The following is a 12,628-nucleotide window of genomic DNA, read 5'->3' on the forward strand; positions in this document are numbered from 1 at the left end:
TCCTGGTGCTTCAATGCAATGGCGACGGCGGGCCGCCCCGTACCGGCACCCGCCCTTGCGGGTGCCGCAATCCGATCCGCGGCTCAGACGCGACGACGCTTGCGCGGCCGGCAGCCATTGTGCGGGATCGGCGTCACGTCGCGGATCGAGGTGACGGTGAAGCCGGCGGCCTGCAGCGCGCGCAGCGCCGACTCGCGGCCCGAACCCGGACCGGTGACCTCGACCTCGAGGGTGCGCATGCCATGCTCGGCAGCCTTGCGGGCGGCATCCTCGGCGGCAACCTGGGCGGCGTAGGGGGTCGACTTGCGCGAGCCCTTGAAGCCCATCGTGCCGGCGGACGACCACGAGATCGTGTTGCCCTGCGCGTCGGTGATGGTGATCATGGTGTTGTTGAACGAGGCGTTCACATGCGCGACGCCGGAGACGATGTTCTTGCGTTCGCGACGACGGACGCGTTGGGCTTCCTTGGCCATGGTCTTTCTTTCATCCTTCAGGCGCGCCCGTCATGCCAGGCGCTGGGGAGAGACGTCATGCCCGGACGAAGGTCCGGGCACCTCTTTCAAGACGCGGCGCTGAAGACGCCGCGTAACGACGGAATGGCCGGGACAGGCCCGGCCACCAGATTCGACGCGAGCCGAACCTTACTTCTTCTTGCCGGCGATCGGCTTCGCCTTGCCCTTGCGGGTGCGGGCGTTGGTATGGGTGCGCTGACCGCGGACCGGCAGCGAGCGGCGATGGCGAAGGCCGCGATAGCAGCCGAGGTCCATCAGGCGCTTGATGTTCATCGTGACTTCGCGGCGCAGATCGCCCTCGACGAGGTAGTCGCGGTCGATCGTCTCGCGGATCTGGAGCACTTCGGCGTCGCTCAGCTGGTTGACGCGGCGCTCGGCGGCGATGCCGACCTTCTCGCAGATCTCCTGCGCCTTGGCCGAGCCAATGCCGTGGATGTACTGCAGCGCGATGACGACGCGCTTGCCGGTCGGAATGTTGACGCCTGCGATACGAGCCATTGTCTCGTCTCTCCATGTCGGCCGCGGCGCCCGGTGGCAGCTGCGGCGGTTGAAAGAACCTCGCGTCCGGTGGAGGCCGGCCCTTGCGAGGCGTTGAATCCGTTCCATGCGAGAATGCGACACCGCCCCTTCTCTCGAAGGCGTCGGCATCGCTCAATGAAACCGGATGGCCGGCTGTTAGTCGCTTCCGGCCAGCCTGTCAAGCTGGCCGGGGTCGACCAAGGGGCACCCTGCCCTCACTTCTTCACGAGGCTGCACTTGCTCTCGGAAAGCGGCGCGATGATCTCGGAAGCCGGGATCTTGCGGACGACCTTGAAGTAGTCCCAGGGCGCCTTCGAGGCGGAAGGCGCCTTGGCCTCGACCAGGAGCATGTCGTTGAGCAGGCGGCCATCCTCGCGGATCCTGGCGCCGGGCGCATAGAAGTCCTCGACCGGCAGCTCGCGCATCTTGGCGGCGACCGCAGGCCCCGCAGCCGTGCCGGCGGCCTTCACCGCCTTGAGATAGTGCAGCACCGAGGAATAGACGCTGGCCTGGATCATGCCCGGCATCTTCTTGGTCCGCGCCATGTAGCGATCGGCCCAGTCGCGGCTCGGCTTGTCGGCATCGTGATAATAGGCCGTGGTGGTGATCAGCCCCTTGGCCTTGTCGAGGCCGAGCCCGTGAACGTCGCTCAGCACCACGACCATGGCGGCGAGCTTCTGGCCGCTGTCGACGAGGCCGAACTCGCCGGCCTGCTTGATCGAGTTGATCGTATCCGTGCCGGCATTGGCGAAGGCGACGATCTTGGCCTTGGAGGCCTGCGCCTGCAGCAGGAAGGAGGAGAAGTCGGGCGTCGAGAGCGGCGCGCGCACCGTGCCGAGCGTCTTGCCGCCATTGGCGGCGACGATCGATTCGATGTCGGCGGTGAGCTGGTGGCCGAAGGCATAGTCCGCGGCGATGATGTACCAGCTGTCGCCGCCTTCGCGCAGGATCGAGAGCGCCGTGCCCTTGGCCGAGGTCGCGGTGTCGAAGGTCCACATGAAGCCGGTCGCCGAGCAGTCCTCGTTGAAGAGGCGCGTCGTTGCAGGGCCATTGTAGAGCGTGACCTTCTGGCGCTCCTTGGCGATGCCCGCCACGGCGAGCGCGACCGCCGAATTGGTCAGGTCGGCGATGGCCGTGACGCCGTCGACATCGTACCAGCGCCGTGCAAGCCCAGCGGCGATGTCCGGCTTGTTCTGATGGTCGGCCGCGACGATCTCGATCGGCTTGCCGAGCACCGAGCCGCCGAAATCCTCGATCGCGAGCTTCGCCGCCTCGACCGAGCCGAGCCCGCCGAACTCGGCATAGTTTCCAGACTGATCGTTGAGAATGCCGATCTTGACCGCGTCCTGAGCCCGCGCGGTCGACGCGGCCGCCAGCAGCGCAGCCGCCACAAGCCAAGCAACCCGTTTCATGCTGTCCTCCCGTCTCCGGCCGGCCAGCCGGCGATGGCTGGTCGCCACCGCTCTCGACCAGAGCCGGTCCGTGTCTCGGCCTTCATGGGCCTCTGCCGAGTTCAGTTTCCGGAAGGAGATGTGTCAATTGCGGCAGCGGAGCGCGAAACCGTGCCCGCGCTGGTGCAAATCCGCACAACCCAGGCCTGTCAGCCTGCGGCGAGACCTCACCGCTTGCGGACGAACTCCGTACGCAGCACGAGCCCCTTGATGCCCTCATAGCGGCAGTCGATCTCCTCGGGATTGTCCGTCAGCCGGATCGTCCGGATCACAGTCCCCTGCTTCAGGGTCTGGTTGGCGCCCTTGACCTTCAGATCCTTGATCAGCGTCACCGAGTCCCCGTCGGCGAGGATATTGCCGGAGGCGTCGCGGACCTCCAGTCCAGCCGCCGCAGCAGCCGCCACCTCCGAAGCCGGGCGCCACTCGCCGGTCGCTTCGTCATAGACGTAATCGTCGTCCGCCATCGTTCCACTCCATTGAAAAAGCCGCGCGGCGAGCACCGCGCGGCTTGTGAACTCGAAACCTGCTTTGCGGCTCTCAGCCCGCCAGCGCCTTCTCGATCGCCGACGTCACACTATCGATCGGCTGCATGCCGTCGATCGCGGTGAGCTGGCCGCGCTTCTCGTAATAGGGCGCGACCACCGCGGTATCGCGGTTATAGGCCTGCAGCCGGGTCTTGAAGACCTCCGGATCGTCGTCCTTGCGCACCGGCTGGCCGGCGGCCTTGGCGTCCTCGGCGCGCCGCACGATGCGGTCGACGAGCTTGCTCTGGTCGACCTTGAGCTCCAGCACCTTGTCGAGCTTCAGCCCCTTCGAGGCCAGCATCTCGTCGAGCGCCTCGGCCTGGGCCAGCGTCCGCGGAAAGCCGTCGAGGATGAAGCCCTTCTTGGCGTCCTGCTCCTCGATCCGGTCGGCCACGATGCCGATGACGATCTCGTCCGAGACCAGCCCGCCGGCATCCATCACCGCCTTGGCCTTCACGCCGACCGGCGTGCCGGCCGCCACGGCCGCGCGCAGCATGTCACCCGTCGAGAGCTGCGGAATGCCGTGCTTCTCGACGATGCGTACCGCCTGAGTGCCCTTCCCCGCCCCCGGCGGCCCCAGGAAGATCAGTCTCATCAGCGCTTTGCCCCCCGCAGCTTCGCCTTCTTGACCAGCCCCTCGTACTGATGGGCCAGCAGATGCCCGTGGACCTGCGCCACGGTATCCATCGTCGTGGTCACCACGATGAGCAGCGAGGTGCCGCCCAACAGGATGATCGGTATCTGGGCATAGGAGATCATCATCTCCGGGATCAAGCAGACGATAGTCAAATAGCCGGCGCCGAGCACGGTGATGCGGGTCAGCACGCGGTCGATATGCTCGGCGGTGCGCTCGCCCGGCCGGATGCCCGGCATGAAGCCGCCATGCTTCTTGAGGTTGTCCGCCGTCTCGACCGGATTGAACACGATCGCGGTGTAGAAGAAGCAGAAGAAGATGATCAGCGCCGCATAGAGGATCATGAACAGCGGCCGGCCATGGGCGAGATAGGTCGAGATCGTCGCCAGCATGCCGGTGCCGCCCGAAGCCTGCGAGAAGCTCGCGATCGTCGTCGGCAGCAGCAGCAGCGACGAGGCGAAGATCGGCGGGATCACGCCGGCGGTGTTGAGCTTCAGCGGCAGGAACGAGGTCTGGCCCTCATACATGCGGTTGCCGACCTGGCGCTTCGGGTAGTTGATCAGCAGCCGGCGCTGGGCCCGCTCGATGAAGACCACGAAGGCGATGACGACGACGGCCATGACCAGCACGCCGAGCAGCAGGCCGGTCGAGATCGCGCCCTGGCGGCCGAGCTCGAGGGTCTGCGCCAGCTGCGCGGGGAATTCGGCGATGATACCGCCGAAGATGATGATCGAGGTGCCGTTGCCGATGCCGCGGCTGGTGATCTGCTCACCGAGCCAGAGCAGGAACATCGTGCCGCCGACAAGGGTGATCGTGGTCGAAACCAGGAAGAACGGCCCCGGCTGCAGGACGAGATTGCCCGAGCCCTGCAAGCCGACCGCGATCGCCCAGGCCTGGAAGAGGGCCAGCACCAGGGTCAGGTAGCGGGTGTACTGGTTCAGGATCTTGCGGCCAGCCTCGCCTTCCTTCTTCAGCGCCTCGAAGCTCGGCACCACGCTGGAAAGCAGCTGAATGATGATCGAGGCCGAGATGTACGGCATGATGTTCAAGGCGAAGATCGCCAGACGGCCGACAGCGCCGCCCGAGAACATGTTGAACATGCCGAGCACACCCTGCTGGGTCTGCTTGAAGAGGTCGGCGACCGCATCCGGGTTCATGCCCGGCAGCGGAATGTAGGTACCGAGCCGGAAGACGACCAGCGCGCCTAGCGTGAACCAGATTCGCTTCTTGAGCTCGTCCGCCTTGGCGAACGCGGCGAAATTCAGGTTTGAAGCAAGCTGTTCAGCCGCGGATGCCATGCGTCCGGTCCTTCGGTGATAGTCAGACAGTCGAACGGCGGCCAAGGCTTCTGGCCCGGCCGCCGTTCGCGTTCAGTCATGTAAGCGTAGGGATCACGCCTGTGAAGCGGCAGCCGTCAAGATCTTGACCGAACCGCCGGCCTTCTCGATCGCTTCGACAGCCGACTTCGACGCGCCAGCGACCTCGAAGGCGAGCTTGGTCTTGAGCTCGCCGACGCCGAGGATCTTGACGCCGTCGCGCGCCGCCTTGCTGATCACGCCCGCGGCGACCAGCGCCTCGATCGTGACGGCGTTCTTGGCGTCGAGCTTGCCGGCTTCGACGGCCTGCTGGATGCGGCCGACATTGACCTCGTTCAGCTCGCGGCCGAACAGGTTGTGGAAGCCGCGCTTCGGCAGGCGACGATACAGCGGCATCTGGCCGCCTTCGAAGCCCTTGATCGCGACGCCCGCGCGGGAGGTCTGGCCCTTGACGCCACGCCCGCCGGTCTTGCCCTTGCCGGAGCCAATGCCACGGCCGACGCGGATGCGCGACTTGGCCGCGCCTTCGTTGTCACGGATATCAGTGAGTTTCATGTTCGCCCCTCCTCACTTCGCGTCGACGACGCGGACGAGGTGCTTGACCTTGTCGACCATGCCACGCACAGCCGGCGTGTCTTCCAGGGTCGACTGGCGGCGGATCTTGTTCAGGCCGAGACCGATCAGGGTCTGGCGCTGAGACGCTTCGCGACGGATCGGGCTACCGATCTGCTCGACGGTGAGGGTCTTCCCAGCTTTTGCCATCGAACCCTCCTCACGCTTCGGCCGCGGCATCGGTGCCGGCATCGCGACGACGCGTCTGCAGGGCCGAAACCTTGAGCGAACGCCGGGCGGCGACGCTACGCGGGCTGTCCTCGTTCTTCAGCGCGTCGAAGGTGGCGCGCACGAGGTTGTAGGGGTTCGAGGAGCCGAGCGACTTCGACACCACGTCCTGCATGCCGACCGCCTCGAAGACGGCGCGCATCGGGCCGCCGGCGATGATGCCGGTACCGGCCGGGGCAGCGCGCAGCACGACCTTGCCGGCGCCGTGGCGGCCGTGGACGTCGTGATGGAGCGTGCGGCCTTCGCGCAGCGGGATGCGGACGAGGCCGCGCTTGGCGGCTTCCGTCGCCTTGCGGATCGCCTCGGGAACTTCACGAGCCTTGCCGTGGCCGAAGCCGACGCGGCCCTTCTGGTCGCCGACGACGACGAGCGCAGCGAAGCCGAAGCGACGCCCGCCCTTCACCACCTTGGCGACGCGGTTGATGTGGACCAGACGATCCACGAATTCGGAATCGCGCTCTTCGCGATCCTGACGGTCACGAGGTTCTCTCGCCATGTCATCCTCTTACTTGCGCGGATCGGACCTGTAAGCCCGCCGCTCGCTCGAGCGCCCCGGACGGGGCAGCCACTATAATGCGGTACGCGGAGAGCCCGTGAGGACCCTCCGCGTACCGCAATTCCTGAACGTCAGAAGCTCAGCCCGCCTTCGCGAGCGGCCTCGGCCAGCGCCTTGACGCGGCCATGGTAGCGATAGGAACCGCGGTCGAAGACCACTTCCTTGACGCCCGCCTTCAGCGCACGCTCGGCAATCAGCTTGCCGATCTGCGTGGCGGCGACGACGTTCGCGCCCGACTTGATGTCGCCGCGGATGTCCTTGTCGAGGGTCGAGGCCGAAGCGAGCGTGAGCCCCTTCGCATCGTCGATGACCTGAACATAGATCTGCTTGCCGGTGCGATGCACCGACAGGCGCGCGCGACCATTGGCAACCGCCTTGATCGAGCGACGGACGCGGGCCTTGCGGCGCGCAGTCGCAACTGTCTGCTTGCTCATCCCTGCCGTCCTTACTTCTTCTTGCCTTCCTTGCGGAAGATGAACTCGCCGGCGTACTTGACGCCCTTGCCCTTGTAGGGCTCGGGGCCACGATAGTCGCGGATCTCCGCGGCAGTCTGGCCGACGACCTGCTTGTCGATGCCGGAGATCACGATCTCGGTCGGCTTCGGCGTCACGATCGCGACACCGGCAGGGATCTCATAGTCGATGTCGTGGCTGTAGCCGAGCGACAGCTTGAGGACCTTGCCGGCCACGGCGGCCTTGTAGCCGACGCCGTTGATCTCAAGCTTCTTTTCGAAACCGGCGGTGGTGCCGATCACGAGGTTGTTGATGCGGGCGCGCGAGGTGCCCCAGAGCGAACGGGCGCGCTTGCTCTGCGAGCGCGGCTGAACGGCGATGGCGCCGTTCTCCAGCACGACCGAGACGTCGTCGGGCACCACGAAGGACATCTCGCCCTTCGCACCCTTGATCTTGACCTCCTGGCCCGCGACGTTGGCGGTGACGCCAGCCGGAACCGGAATGGGCTTCTTACCGATACGAGACATTGGATTTCTCCTGATGAGCAGCTGTGCGCGAAAGGTCAGAAGACCTTGCAGAGCACTTCGCCGCCCACGTTCTGCTCGCGGGCAAGGTGATCGGGCATGACACCCTTCGGCGTCGAGATGATGGTCACGCCGAGGCCATCGGCCACGCGCGGCATCGTCTCCACCGAAGAATAGACACGGCGGCCGGGCTTCGAGACCCGAGAGATCGACCGGATGACCGGCTGGCCCTCATGGTACTTGAGCTCGATGTCGAACTCGGTCCGGCCATTGCCGAACTCGGTCTGGGTGTAACCGCGGATGTAGCCCTCGGCCTGGAGCACGTCGAGCACGCGGGCGCGCAGCTTCGAGCCAGGGGTGGACACGCGGGACTTGCGCCGCATCTGCGCATTGCGGATGCGGGTCAGCATATCTCCGAGCGGATCGATGATCGCCATAACGCTACCTCCTCACCAGCTCGACTTGACGAGGCCGGGAACCAGCCCCTTGTTGCCGAGCTCGCGCAGGGCGACGCGCGACATCTTCAGCTTGCGATAGAAGGCGCGCGGGCGGCCGGTCACTTCGCAGCGGTTACGCACGCGAATGCCGGCAGAGTTGCGCGGCAGTTCCGCCAGCTTCAGGCGAGCGAGGAAACGCTCGTCCATGGACTGGCTCTCGTCATTGGCAATCGCGAGAAGCCGCGCACGCTTGCCCGCGAACTTCTTCACGAGCGCCTTGCGGCGGTTGTTGTTCTCGACGGAGCTTTTCTTAGCCATCGATTTCTCCTGGTTTCCGCGTATGAGCGGTGAGGCTCACTGCCGGAACGGGAAGTTGAAGTGCTTGAGCAGGGCGCGAGCTTCGTCGTCCGACTTCGCAGTCGTGCAGACGATCACGTCCATACCCCAGACCTGGTCGACCTTGTCGTAGTTGATCTCAGGAAACACGATGTGCTCCTTGATCCCGAGCGCGAAGTTGCCGCGCCCGTCGAACGACTTCGGGTTGAGACCACGGAAGTCGCGCACGCGCGGCAAGGCGATGGTGACGAGCCGGTCGACGAACTCGAACATCTTGGTCTTGCGCAGCGTGACCTTGCAGCCGACCGCCATGTTCTCGCGCAGCTTGAAGCCGGCGATGGCGAGACGGGACTTGGTGATGACCGGCTTCTGACCGGCGATCATGGCGAGGTCGCCGGCGGCGTTGTCGACCTTCTTGCGGTCGGCAGTCGCTTCACCAACGCCCATGTTGATGACGATCTTCTCGATCGTCGGCACTTCCATGACGTTCTTGTAGCCGAACTCGGCGATCATCGCCGGGCGGACAACGTCCTCGTAGTGCTTCTTCATACGCGGCGTGAGGGCCGCCTGCTGAGTATCAGCCATCGATCAGATCCCCCGAACGCTTGGCGAAACGGACCTTGCGGCCGTCATCGAGCACCTTGAAGCCGACGCGGGTCGGCTTGCCGTCCTTCGGATCGGCGACGGCAAGGTTCGACAGGTCGATCGTCGCTTCCTTGCTGATGATGCCGCCCTCAGACTGCGCCGTGGCCTTGGTGTGCTTCTTGACCAGGTTCACGCCGCGCACGACGGCGCGGCCGTCCTTCGGCAGGACCTGGAGGACTTCGCCGTCCTTGCCCTTGTCACGGCCGGCGAGCACGACGACCTTGTCGCCCTTCTTGATCTTCGCAGCCATTACAGCACCTCAGGAGCGAGCGAAATGATCTTCATGTGGTTCTTGGCGCGCAGCTCGCGCGGAACCGGTCCGAAGATACGAGTGCCCACCGGCTCCTTCTGGTTGTTGATCAGCACGGCCGCATTGCGGTCGAAGCGAATCACCGAACCGTCGGGGCGCTTGACGTCCTTGGCCGTACGAACGACGACCGCCTTCATGACGTCGCCCTTCTTCACGCGGCCGCGCGGAATGGCTTCCTTGATGGAAACCACGATAATATCGCCGATGCGGGCATAGCGCCGCTTCGAGCCGCCGAGAACCTTGATGCACATCACACGGCGGGCGCCGGAATTGTCGGCGACCTCGAGATTCGTCTGCACCTGGATCATGGCCTTGATCCTTCCATTCCATATCAGCGCGGTTTCCGGACGAGAGCTTTAGGCTCCGCCCGGACTACGACTGACGGGGGTCGATCGCCCCCTGGCCTCGAAATGACTTTACGCTTTCGGCGCGCCGTCGAGCACAACCCAGCTCTTCAACTTAGAGATGGGCTTGGATTCCTCGATCCAGACCTGATCACCGATCTTGGCCACCTCGCCCTCATCGTGGGCGTGGTAGTTTTTCGAGCGGCGAACCGTCTTCTTGAGGAGCGGGTGCGTATACCGCCGCTCCACCTTAACCACAACAGTTTTGTTCTGCTTGTCGCTGACGACGACGCCCTGCAGCACGCGCTTCGGCATGGTCTAACTCCTCAGGCGCTCGCGGCGACGGTCTTCGACCGCTGCAGCGTCTTGATGCGGGCGATCTCCTTGCGGACCTCGGTGACGCGCGAGGTGTTCTCGAGCTGGCCGGTGGCGCGCTGGAAACGCAGGTTGAACTGCTCCTTCTTGAGCTTGAGAAGCTCGTCCTGGAGCTGGTCCGTGCTCATGACCTTGAGATCGGACAGGCGTTGCGTAGCTTTCATGTCGCCCTCCTTACTCGGCGATGCGCTGGATGAAGCGGGTCTTGATCGGGAGCTTGGCGGCCCCGAGACGCAGCGCCTCGCGGGCGGTGTCCTCGGCGACGCCGTCGATCTCGAACATGATCCGGCCCGGCTTGACCTTGGCTGCCCAGTACTCAGGCGCGCCCTTGCCCTTGCCCATGCGGACTTCGGTCGGCTTCTTCGAAACCGGGACGTCCGGGAAGATCCGGATCCAGACGCGGCCGGCGCGCTTCATCGCGCGGGTGATGGCGCGACGGGCGGCTTCGATCTGACGGGCGGTGACGCGCTCGGGCATCATCGCCTTCAGGCCGAACTGGCCGAAGTTGAGGTCGGTGCCGCCCTTGGCGACGCCGGAGATGCGCCCCTTGAACTGCTTACGGAATTTAGTGCGCTTTGGTTGCAGCATGGCTCTTCTCGATCAGCCTTACGCAGCCTGCTCGCGACGTTCGCGACGCTCACCACCGGAGCGGCCGCCCTCGTCCGAGAGGCGCTTGTCCTGGGCCATCGGGTCGTGTTCCAGGATCTCGCCCTTGAAGATCCAGACCTTGATGCCGCACGTGCCATAGGTCGTGAAGGCAGTTCCGACGCCGTAGTCGACATCGGCGCGCAGCGTATGCAGCGGCACGCGGCCTTCGCGGTACCATTCCAGGCGCGCGATCTCAGCCCCGCCGAGACGGCCCGAGCAGTTGATGCGGATGCCCTCGGCGCCGAGACGCATGGCCGACTGGACGGCCCGCTTCATGGCGCGACGGAATGCCACACGGCGCTCGAGCTGCTGCGCGATCGAATCGGCGACCAGGGTCGCGTCGATCTCAGGCTTGCGCACCTCGACGATGTTGATCGTCACGTCGGCCTTGGTGAGCTTCATCACCGCCTTGCGCAGCTTCTCGATGTCGGCGCCCTTCTTGCCGATCACCACGCCCGGACGAGCCGAGTGGATGGTGACGCGGCACTTCTTGTGCGGGCGCTCGATGATGATCTTCGAGACGGCGGCCTGCTTCAGCAGCTTCATCAGGCTGGCGCGGATGGCCATGTCCTCGTGGAGCAGCTTGCCGTATTCGCCCTTGTTGGCGAACCAGCGCGAATCCCAGGTCCGGTTGATGCCGAGACGAAGGCCGATCGGATTGATTTTCTGACCCATCGTTCTCTCCTCAGGCCTTGGCCGCCTGGACTTCGCGCACCACGATCGTGATGTTGGCGAAGGGCTTCATGATGCGGGCGCCACGGCCGCGGGCGCGGGCGTGGAAGCGCTTCATGACCAGCGCCTTGCCGACGAAAGCCTGGGCGACGACGAGATCGTCGACGTCGAGATCATGATTGTTCTCGGCGTTGGCGATCGCGCTCTGCAGGCACTTGCGCACATCGGTCGAGATCCGCTTGCGCGAGAACTCGAGGTCGGCGAGCGCGGTCGAGACCTTCTTGCCGCGAATGAGCTGGGCGAGAAGGTTCAGCTTCTGCGGGGAGACGCGGAGGTTGCGGGCAACCGCAACCGCCTCGTTCTCAGGCAGCGCACGGGGGGCGGAGGGCTTTCCCATGGCTTACTTCCTCTTCGCCTTCTTGTCGGCGGCGTGGCCGTGGAAGGTGCGCGTCGGCGAGAACTCGCCGAACTTGTGGCCCACCATCTCCTCGGACACGGACACCGGCACATGCTTGTGGCCGTTGTAGACGCCGAACGTCAGACCGACGAACTGCGGCAGGATCGTGGAGCGGCGGCTCCAGATCTTGATGACTTCCTGCCGGGTCGCCGAACGGGCAACCTCGGCCTTTTTCAGAAGGTATCCGTCGACAAACGGACCTTTCCAAAGCGAACGCGCCATGACGGACCTCAGTTCTTCTTCTTGCGGGCGTGACGGCTCGACACGATGAACGTATCGGTCCGCTTGTTCGAGCGGGTCTTCTTGCCCTTGGTCGGCAGACCCCAGGGCGTGACCGGATGACGGCCACCCGAGGTGCGGCCTTCACCGCCGCCGTGCGGATGGTCGACCGGGTTCATCGAGACACCGCGGTTGTGCGGGCGACGACCCAGCCAGCGCGAGCGCCCGGCCTTGCCGTCGTTGGTGTTCATGTGGTCCGGGTTCGAGACCGCACCGACGGTAGCATAGCACTGACCGCTGATCAGACGCTGCTCGCCCGAGTTCAGGCGAACCACGACATAGCCCTGGTCACGACCGACGATCTGGGCGTAGTTGCCCGCCGAACGCGCCAGCGCCCCGCCCTTGCCGATCTTGAGCTCGACATTGTGGACGATGGTGCCGATCGGCAGCGAGCCCATCGGGGCGGCGTTGCCGGGCTTCACGTCGACCGAGTCACCGGCGACGACGGTGTCGCCGACAGCCAGGCGCTGCGGAGCCAGGATGTAGCTCAGCTCGCCGTCGGTGTACTTGATCAGCGCGATGAAGGCGCTGCGGTTCGGATCGTACTCGATCCGCTCGACGGTCGCCGCGACGCCGGCCTTGCCGCGACGCTTGAAGTCGATCAGGCGCAGCGTGCGCTTGTGGCCACCGCCGCGGAAGCGGACGGTGATGCGGCCGTTGTTGTTGCGGCCGCCCGAGGACGACTTGCCCTCGGTCAGCGCCTTGACGGGCTTGCCCTTGTAGAGCTCGCTGCGGTCGACGATCACGAGCTGGCGAAGGCTCGGCGTGACCGGCTTGAAATGCTTCAAAGCCATGTT

23 protein-coding genes are annotated in these 12,628 nt (G+C 65.2%); all 23 read right to left on the minus strand.

Going from position 1 to position 12,628, the window contains the following annotated elements:
- Positions 1 to 83: 83 nt before the first annotated feature.
- The 23 genes from rpsK to rplB all read right to left on the minus strand — a co-directional run bounded on the left by rpsK (position 84) and on the right by rplB (position 12,625).
- Positions 84 to 473 (minus strand): 30S ribosomal protein S11, encoded by a 390-nt coding sequence (rpsK, locus tag AC1REK_RS27000; RefSeq protein ID WP_043237079.1) that lies wholly within the window; start codon positions 471 to 473, stop codon positions 84 to 86.
- A gap of 168 nt (positions 474 to 641) precedes the next feature.
- Positions 642 to 1,010, minus strand: coding sequence for a 30S ribosomal protein S13 (rpsM, locus tag AC1REK_RS27005; RefSeq protein WP_066480026.1), 369 nt, complete (start codon positions 1,008 to 1,010; stop codon positions 642 to 644).
- Between the two features lie 236 nt (positions 1,011 to 1,246).
- Entirely contained in the window at positions 1,247 to 2,443 is a 1,197-nt protein-coding gene (locus AC1REK_RS27010) for an ABC transporter substrate-binding protein (RefSeq protein ID WP_492270822.1), read from the minus strand.
- Between the two features lie 206 nt (positions 2,444 to 2,649).
- Positions 2,650 to 2,946, minus strand: a complete 297-nt coding sequence (locus tag AC1REK_RS27015; RefSeq protein WP_327521959.1) for an alkylphosphonate utilization protein — start codon at positions 2,944 to 2,946, stop codon at positions 2,650 to 2,652.
- A gap of 73 nt (positions 2,947 to 3,019) precedes the next feature.
- Entirely contained in the window at positions 3,020 to 3,601 is a 582-nt protein-coding gene (locus tag AC1REK_RS27020; RefSeq protein WP_316021097.1) for an adenylate kinase, read from the minus strand.
- Positions 3,601 to 4,938, minus strand: a complete 1,338-nt coding sequence (gene secY, locus AC1REK_RS27025) for a preprotein translocase subunit SecY (protein WP_316021096.1) — start codon at positions 4,936 to 4,938, stop codon at positions 3,601 to 3,603. Before secY ends, AC1REK_RS27020 begins: the two co-directional genes overlap by 1 nt.
- Positions 4,939 to 5,031: 93 nt before the next feature.
- Positions 5,032 to 5,511, minus strand: a complete 480-nt coding sequence (gene rplO / locus AC1REK_RS27030; protein WP_316021095.1) for a 50S ribosomal protein L15 — start codon at positions 5,509 to 5,511, stop codon at positions 5,032 to 5,034.
- Positions 5,512 to 5,523: 12 nt separating this feature from the next.
- A complete protein-coding gene (rpmD, locus tag AC1REK_RS27035; RefSeq protein ID WP_316021094.1) occupies positions 5,524 to 5,718 on the minus strand; it encodes a 50S ribosomal protein L30 in 195 nt (64 codons plus the stop codon).
- Positions 5,719 to 5,728: 10 nt separating this feature from the next.
- Positions 5,729 to 6,292, minus strand: coding sequence for a 30S ribosomal protein S5 (gene rpsE, locus AC1REK_RS27040; protein ID WP_066480040.1), 564 nt, complete (start codon positions 6,290 to 6,292; stop codon positions 5,729 to 5,731).
- A gap of 131 nt (positions 6,293 to 6,423) precedes the next feature.
- On the minus strand, positions 6,424 to 6,786 hold the full coding sequence (gene rplR / locus AC1REK_RS27045; protein WP_066480043.1) for a 50S ribosomal protein L18: 363 nt from the start codon (positions 6,784 to 6,786) through the stop codon (positions 6,424 to 6,426).
- Between the two features lie 11 nt (positions 6,787 to 6,797).
- Positions 6,798 to 7,331 carry a 50S ribosomal protein L6 gene (gene rplF / locus AC1REK_RS27050; RefSeq protein ID WP_327521958.1) on the minus strand — a complete coding sequence of 178 codons (534 nt, stop codon included), beginning with the start codon at positions 7,329 to 7,331 and terminating at the stop codon, positions 6,798 to 6,800.
- Between the two features lie 35 nt (positions 7,332 to 7,366).
- Complete coding sequence (gene rpsH, locus AC1REK_RS27055) at positions 7,367 to 7,765, minus strand: 30S ribosomal protein S8 (protein ID WP_066480047.1); 399 nt, start codon at positions 7,763 to 7,765, stop codon at positions 7,367 to 7,369.
- A gap of 12 nt (positions 7,766 to 7,777) precedes the next feature.
- Positions 7,778 to 8,083 carry a 30S ribosomal protein S14 gene (gene rpsN, locus AC1REK_RS27060; RefSeq protein ID WP_066480049.1) on the minus strand — a complete coding sequence of 102 codons (306 nt, stop codon included), beginning with the start codon at positions 8,081 to 8,083 and terminating at the stop codon, positions 7,778 to 7,780.
- 36 nt (positions 8,084 to 8,119) lie between these two features.
- The gene (gene rplE, locus AC1REK_RS27065) at positions 8,120 to 8,686 is read right to left on the minus strand and encodes a 50S ribosomal protein L5 (RefSeq protein ID WP_066480052.1); all 567 of its coding nucleotides are present in this window, start codon (positions 8,684 to 8,686) and stop codon (positions 8,120 to 8,122) included.
- On the minus strand, positions 8,679 to 8,996 hold the full coding sequence (gene rplX, locus AC1REK_RS27070) for a 50S ribosomal protein L24 (RefSeq protein ID WP_066480055.1): 318 nt from the start codon (positions 8,994 to 8,996) through the stop codon (positions 8,679 to 8,681). The genes rplE and rplX overlap by 8 nt, the downstream gene beginning before the upstream one ends.
- On the minus strand, positions 8,996 to 9,364 hold the full coding sequence (gene rplN / locus AC1REK_RS27075; RefSeq protein ID WP_066480057.1) for a 50S ribosomal protein L14: 369 nt from the start codon (positions 9,362 to 9,364) through the stop codon (positions 8,996 to 8,998). The genes rplX and rplN overlap by 1 nt, the downstream gene beginning before the upstream one ends.
- Before the next feature lie 108 nt (positions 9,365 to 9,472).
- Positions 9,473 to 9,715, minus strand: a complete 243-nt coding sequence (gene rpsQ, locus AC1REK_RS27080; protein ID WP_066480058.1) for a 30S ribosomal protein S17 — start codon at positions 9,713 to 9,715, stop codon at positions 9,473 to 9,475.
- A gap of 11 nt (positions 9,716 to 9,726) precedes the next feature.
- Complete coding sequence (gene rpmC, locus AC1REK_RS27085; protein WP_316021092.1) at positions 9,727 to 9,939, minus strand: 50S ribosomal protein L29; 213 nt, start codon at positions 9,937 to 9,939, stop codon at positions 9,727 to 9,729.
- 10 nt (positions 9,940 to 9,949) lie between these two features.
- A complete protein-coding gene (rplP, locus tag AC1REK_RS27090; protein ID WP_316021091.1) occupies positions 9,950 to 10,363 on the minus strand; it encodes a 50S ribosomal protein L16 in 414 nt (137 codons plus the stop codon).
- An 18-nt stretch (positions 10,364 to 10,381) separates the two neighbouring features.
- A complete protein-coding gene (rpsC, locus tag AC1REK_RS27095; protein ID WP_316021090.1) occupies positions 10,382 to 11,098 on the minus strand; it encodes a 30S ribosomal protein S3 in 717 nt (238 codons plus the stop codon).
- Positions 11,099 to 11,108: 10 nt separating this feature from the next.
- A complete protein-coding gene (gene rplV / locus AC1REK_RS27100; protein WP_066480071.1) occupies positions 11,109 to 11,492 on the minus strand; it encodes a 50S ribosomal protein L22 in 384 nt (127 codons plus the stop codon).
- A gap of 3 nt (positions 11,493 to 11,495) precedes the next feature.
- Positions 11,496 to 11,774: a 30S ribosomal protein S19 gene (gene rpsS, locus AC1REK_RS27105; RefSeq protein ID WP_316021089.1), complete on the minus strand. Its 279-nt coding sequence runs from the start codon at positions 11,772 to 11,774 to the stop codon at positions 11,496 to 11,498.
- An 8-nt stretch (positions 11,775 to 11,782) separates the two neighbouring features.
- Positions 11,783 to 12,625: a 50S ribosomal protein L2 gene (gene rplB / locus AC1REK_RS27110; protein WP_316021088.1), complete on the minus strand. Its 843-nt coding sequence runs from the start codon at positions 12,623 to 12,625 to the stop codon at positions 11,783 to 11,785.
- Positions 12,626 to 12,628 lie beyond the last annotated feature (3 nt).

The organism is Allobosea sp. GW823-FHT02B03 (assembly GCF_058797755.1).

Coding starts and splice junctions, on each gene's coding strand:
- rpsK (WP_043237079.1), bottom strand. CDS start 473: ATGGCCAAGGAAGCCCAACGCGTCCGTCGTCGCGAACGCAAGAACATC.
- rpsM (WP_066480026.1), bottom strand. CDS start 1,010: ATGGCTCGTATCGCAGGCGTCAACATTCCGACCGGCAAGCGCGTCGTC.
- AC1REK_RS27010 (WP_492270822.1), bottom strand. CDS start 2,443: ATGAAACGGGTTGCTTGGCTTGTGGCGGCTGCGCTGCTGGCGGCCGCG.
- AC1REK_RS27015 (WP_327521959.1), bottom strand. CDS start 2,946: ATGGCGGACGACGATTACGTCTATGACGAAGCGACCGGCGAGTGGCGC.
- AC1REK_RS27020 (WP_316021097.1), bottom strand. CDS start 3,601: ATGAGACTGATCTTCCTGGGGCCGCCGGGGGCGGGGAAGGGCACTCAG.
- secY (WP_316021096.1), bottom strand. CDS start 4,938: ATGGCATCCGCGGCTGAACAGCTTGCTTCAAACCTGAATTTCGCCGCG.
- rplO (WP_316021095.1), bottom strand. CDS start 5,511: ATGAAACTCACTGATATCCGTGACAACGAAGGCGCGGCCAAGTCGCGC.
- rpmD (WP_316021094.1), bottom strand. CDS start 5,718: ATGGCAAAAGCTGGGAAGACCCTCACCGTCGAGCAGATCGGTAGCCCG.
- rpsE (WP_066480040.1), bottom strand. CDS start 6,292: ATGGCGAGAGAACCTCGTGACCGTCAGGATCGCGAAGAGCGCGATTCC.
- rplR (WP_066480043.1), bottom strand. CDS start 6,786: ATGAGCAAGCAGACAGTTGCGACTGCGCGCCGCAAGGCCCGCGTCCGT.
- rplF (WP_327521958.1), bottom strand. CDS start 7,331: ATGTCTCGTATCGGTAAGAAGCCCATTCCGGTTCCGGCTGGCGTCACC.
- rpsH (WP_066480047.1), bottom strand. CDS start 7,765: ATGGCGATCATCGATCCGCTCGGAGATATGCTGACCCGCATCCGCAAT.
- rpsN (WP_066480049.1), bottom strand. CDS start 8,083: ATGGCTAAGAAAAGCTCCGTCGAGAACAACAACCGCCGCAAGGCGCTC.
- rplE (WP_066480052.1), bottom strand. CDS start 8,686: ATGGCTGATACTCAGCAGGCGGCCCTCACGCCGCGTATGAAGAAGCAC.
- rplX (WP_066480055.1), bottom strand. CDS start 8,996: ATGGCTGCGAAGATCAAGAAGGGCGACAAGGTCGTCGTGCTCGCCGGC.
- rplN (WP_066480057.1), bottom strand. CDS start 9,364: ATGATCCAGGTGCAGACGAATCTCGAGGTCGCCGACAATTCCGGCGCC.
- rpsQ (WP_066480058.1), bottom strand. CDS start 9,715: ATGCCGAAGCGCGTGCTGCAGGGCGTCGTCGTCAGCGACAAGCAGAAC.
- rpmC (WP_316021092.1), bottom strand. CDS start 9,939: ATGAAAGCTACGCAACGCCTGTCCGATCTCAAGGTCATGAGCACGGAC.
- rplP (WP_316021091.1), bottom strand. CDS start 10,363: ATGCTGCAACCAAAGCGCACTAAATTCCGTAAGCAGTTCAAGGGGCGC.
- rpsC (WP_316021090.1), bottom strand. CDS start 11,098: ATGGGTCAGAAAATCAATCCGATCGGCCTTCGTCTCGGCATCAACCGG.
- rplV (WP_066480071.1), bottom strand. CDS start 11,492: ATGGGAAAGCCCTCCGCCCCCCGTGCGCTGCCTGAGAACGAGGCGGTT.
- rpsS (WP_316021089.1), bottom strand. CDS start 11,774: ATGGCGCGTTCGCTTTGGAAAGGTCCGTTTGTCGACGGATACCTTCTG.
- rplB (WP_316021088.1), bottom strand. CDS start 12,625: ATGGCTTTGAAGCATTTCAAGCCGGTCACGCCGAGCCTTCGCCAGCTC.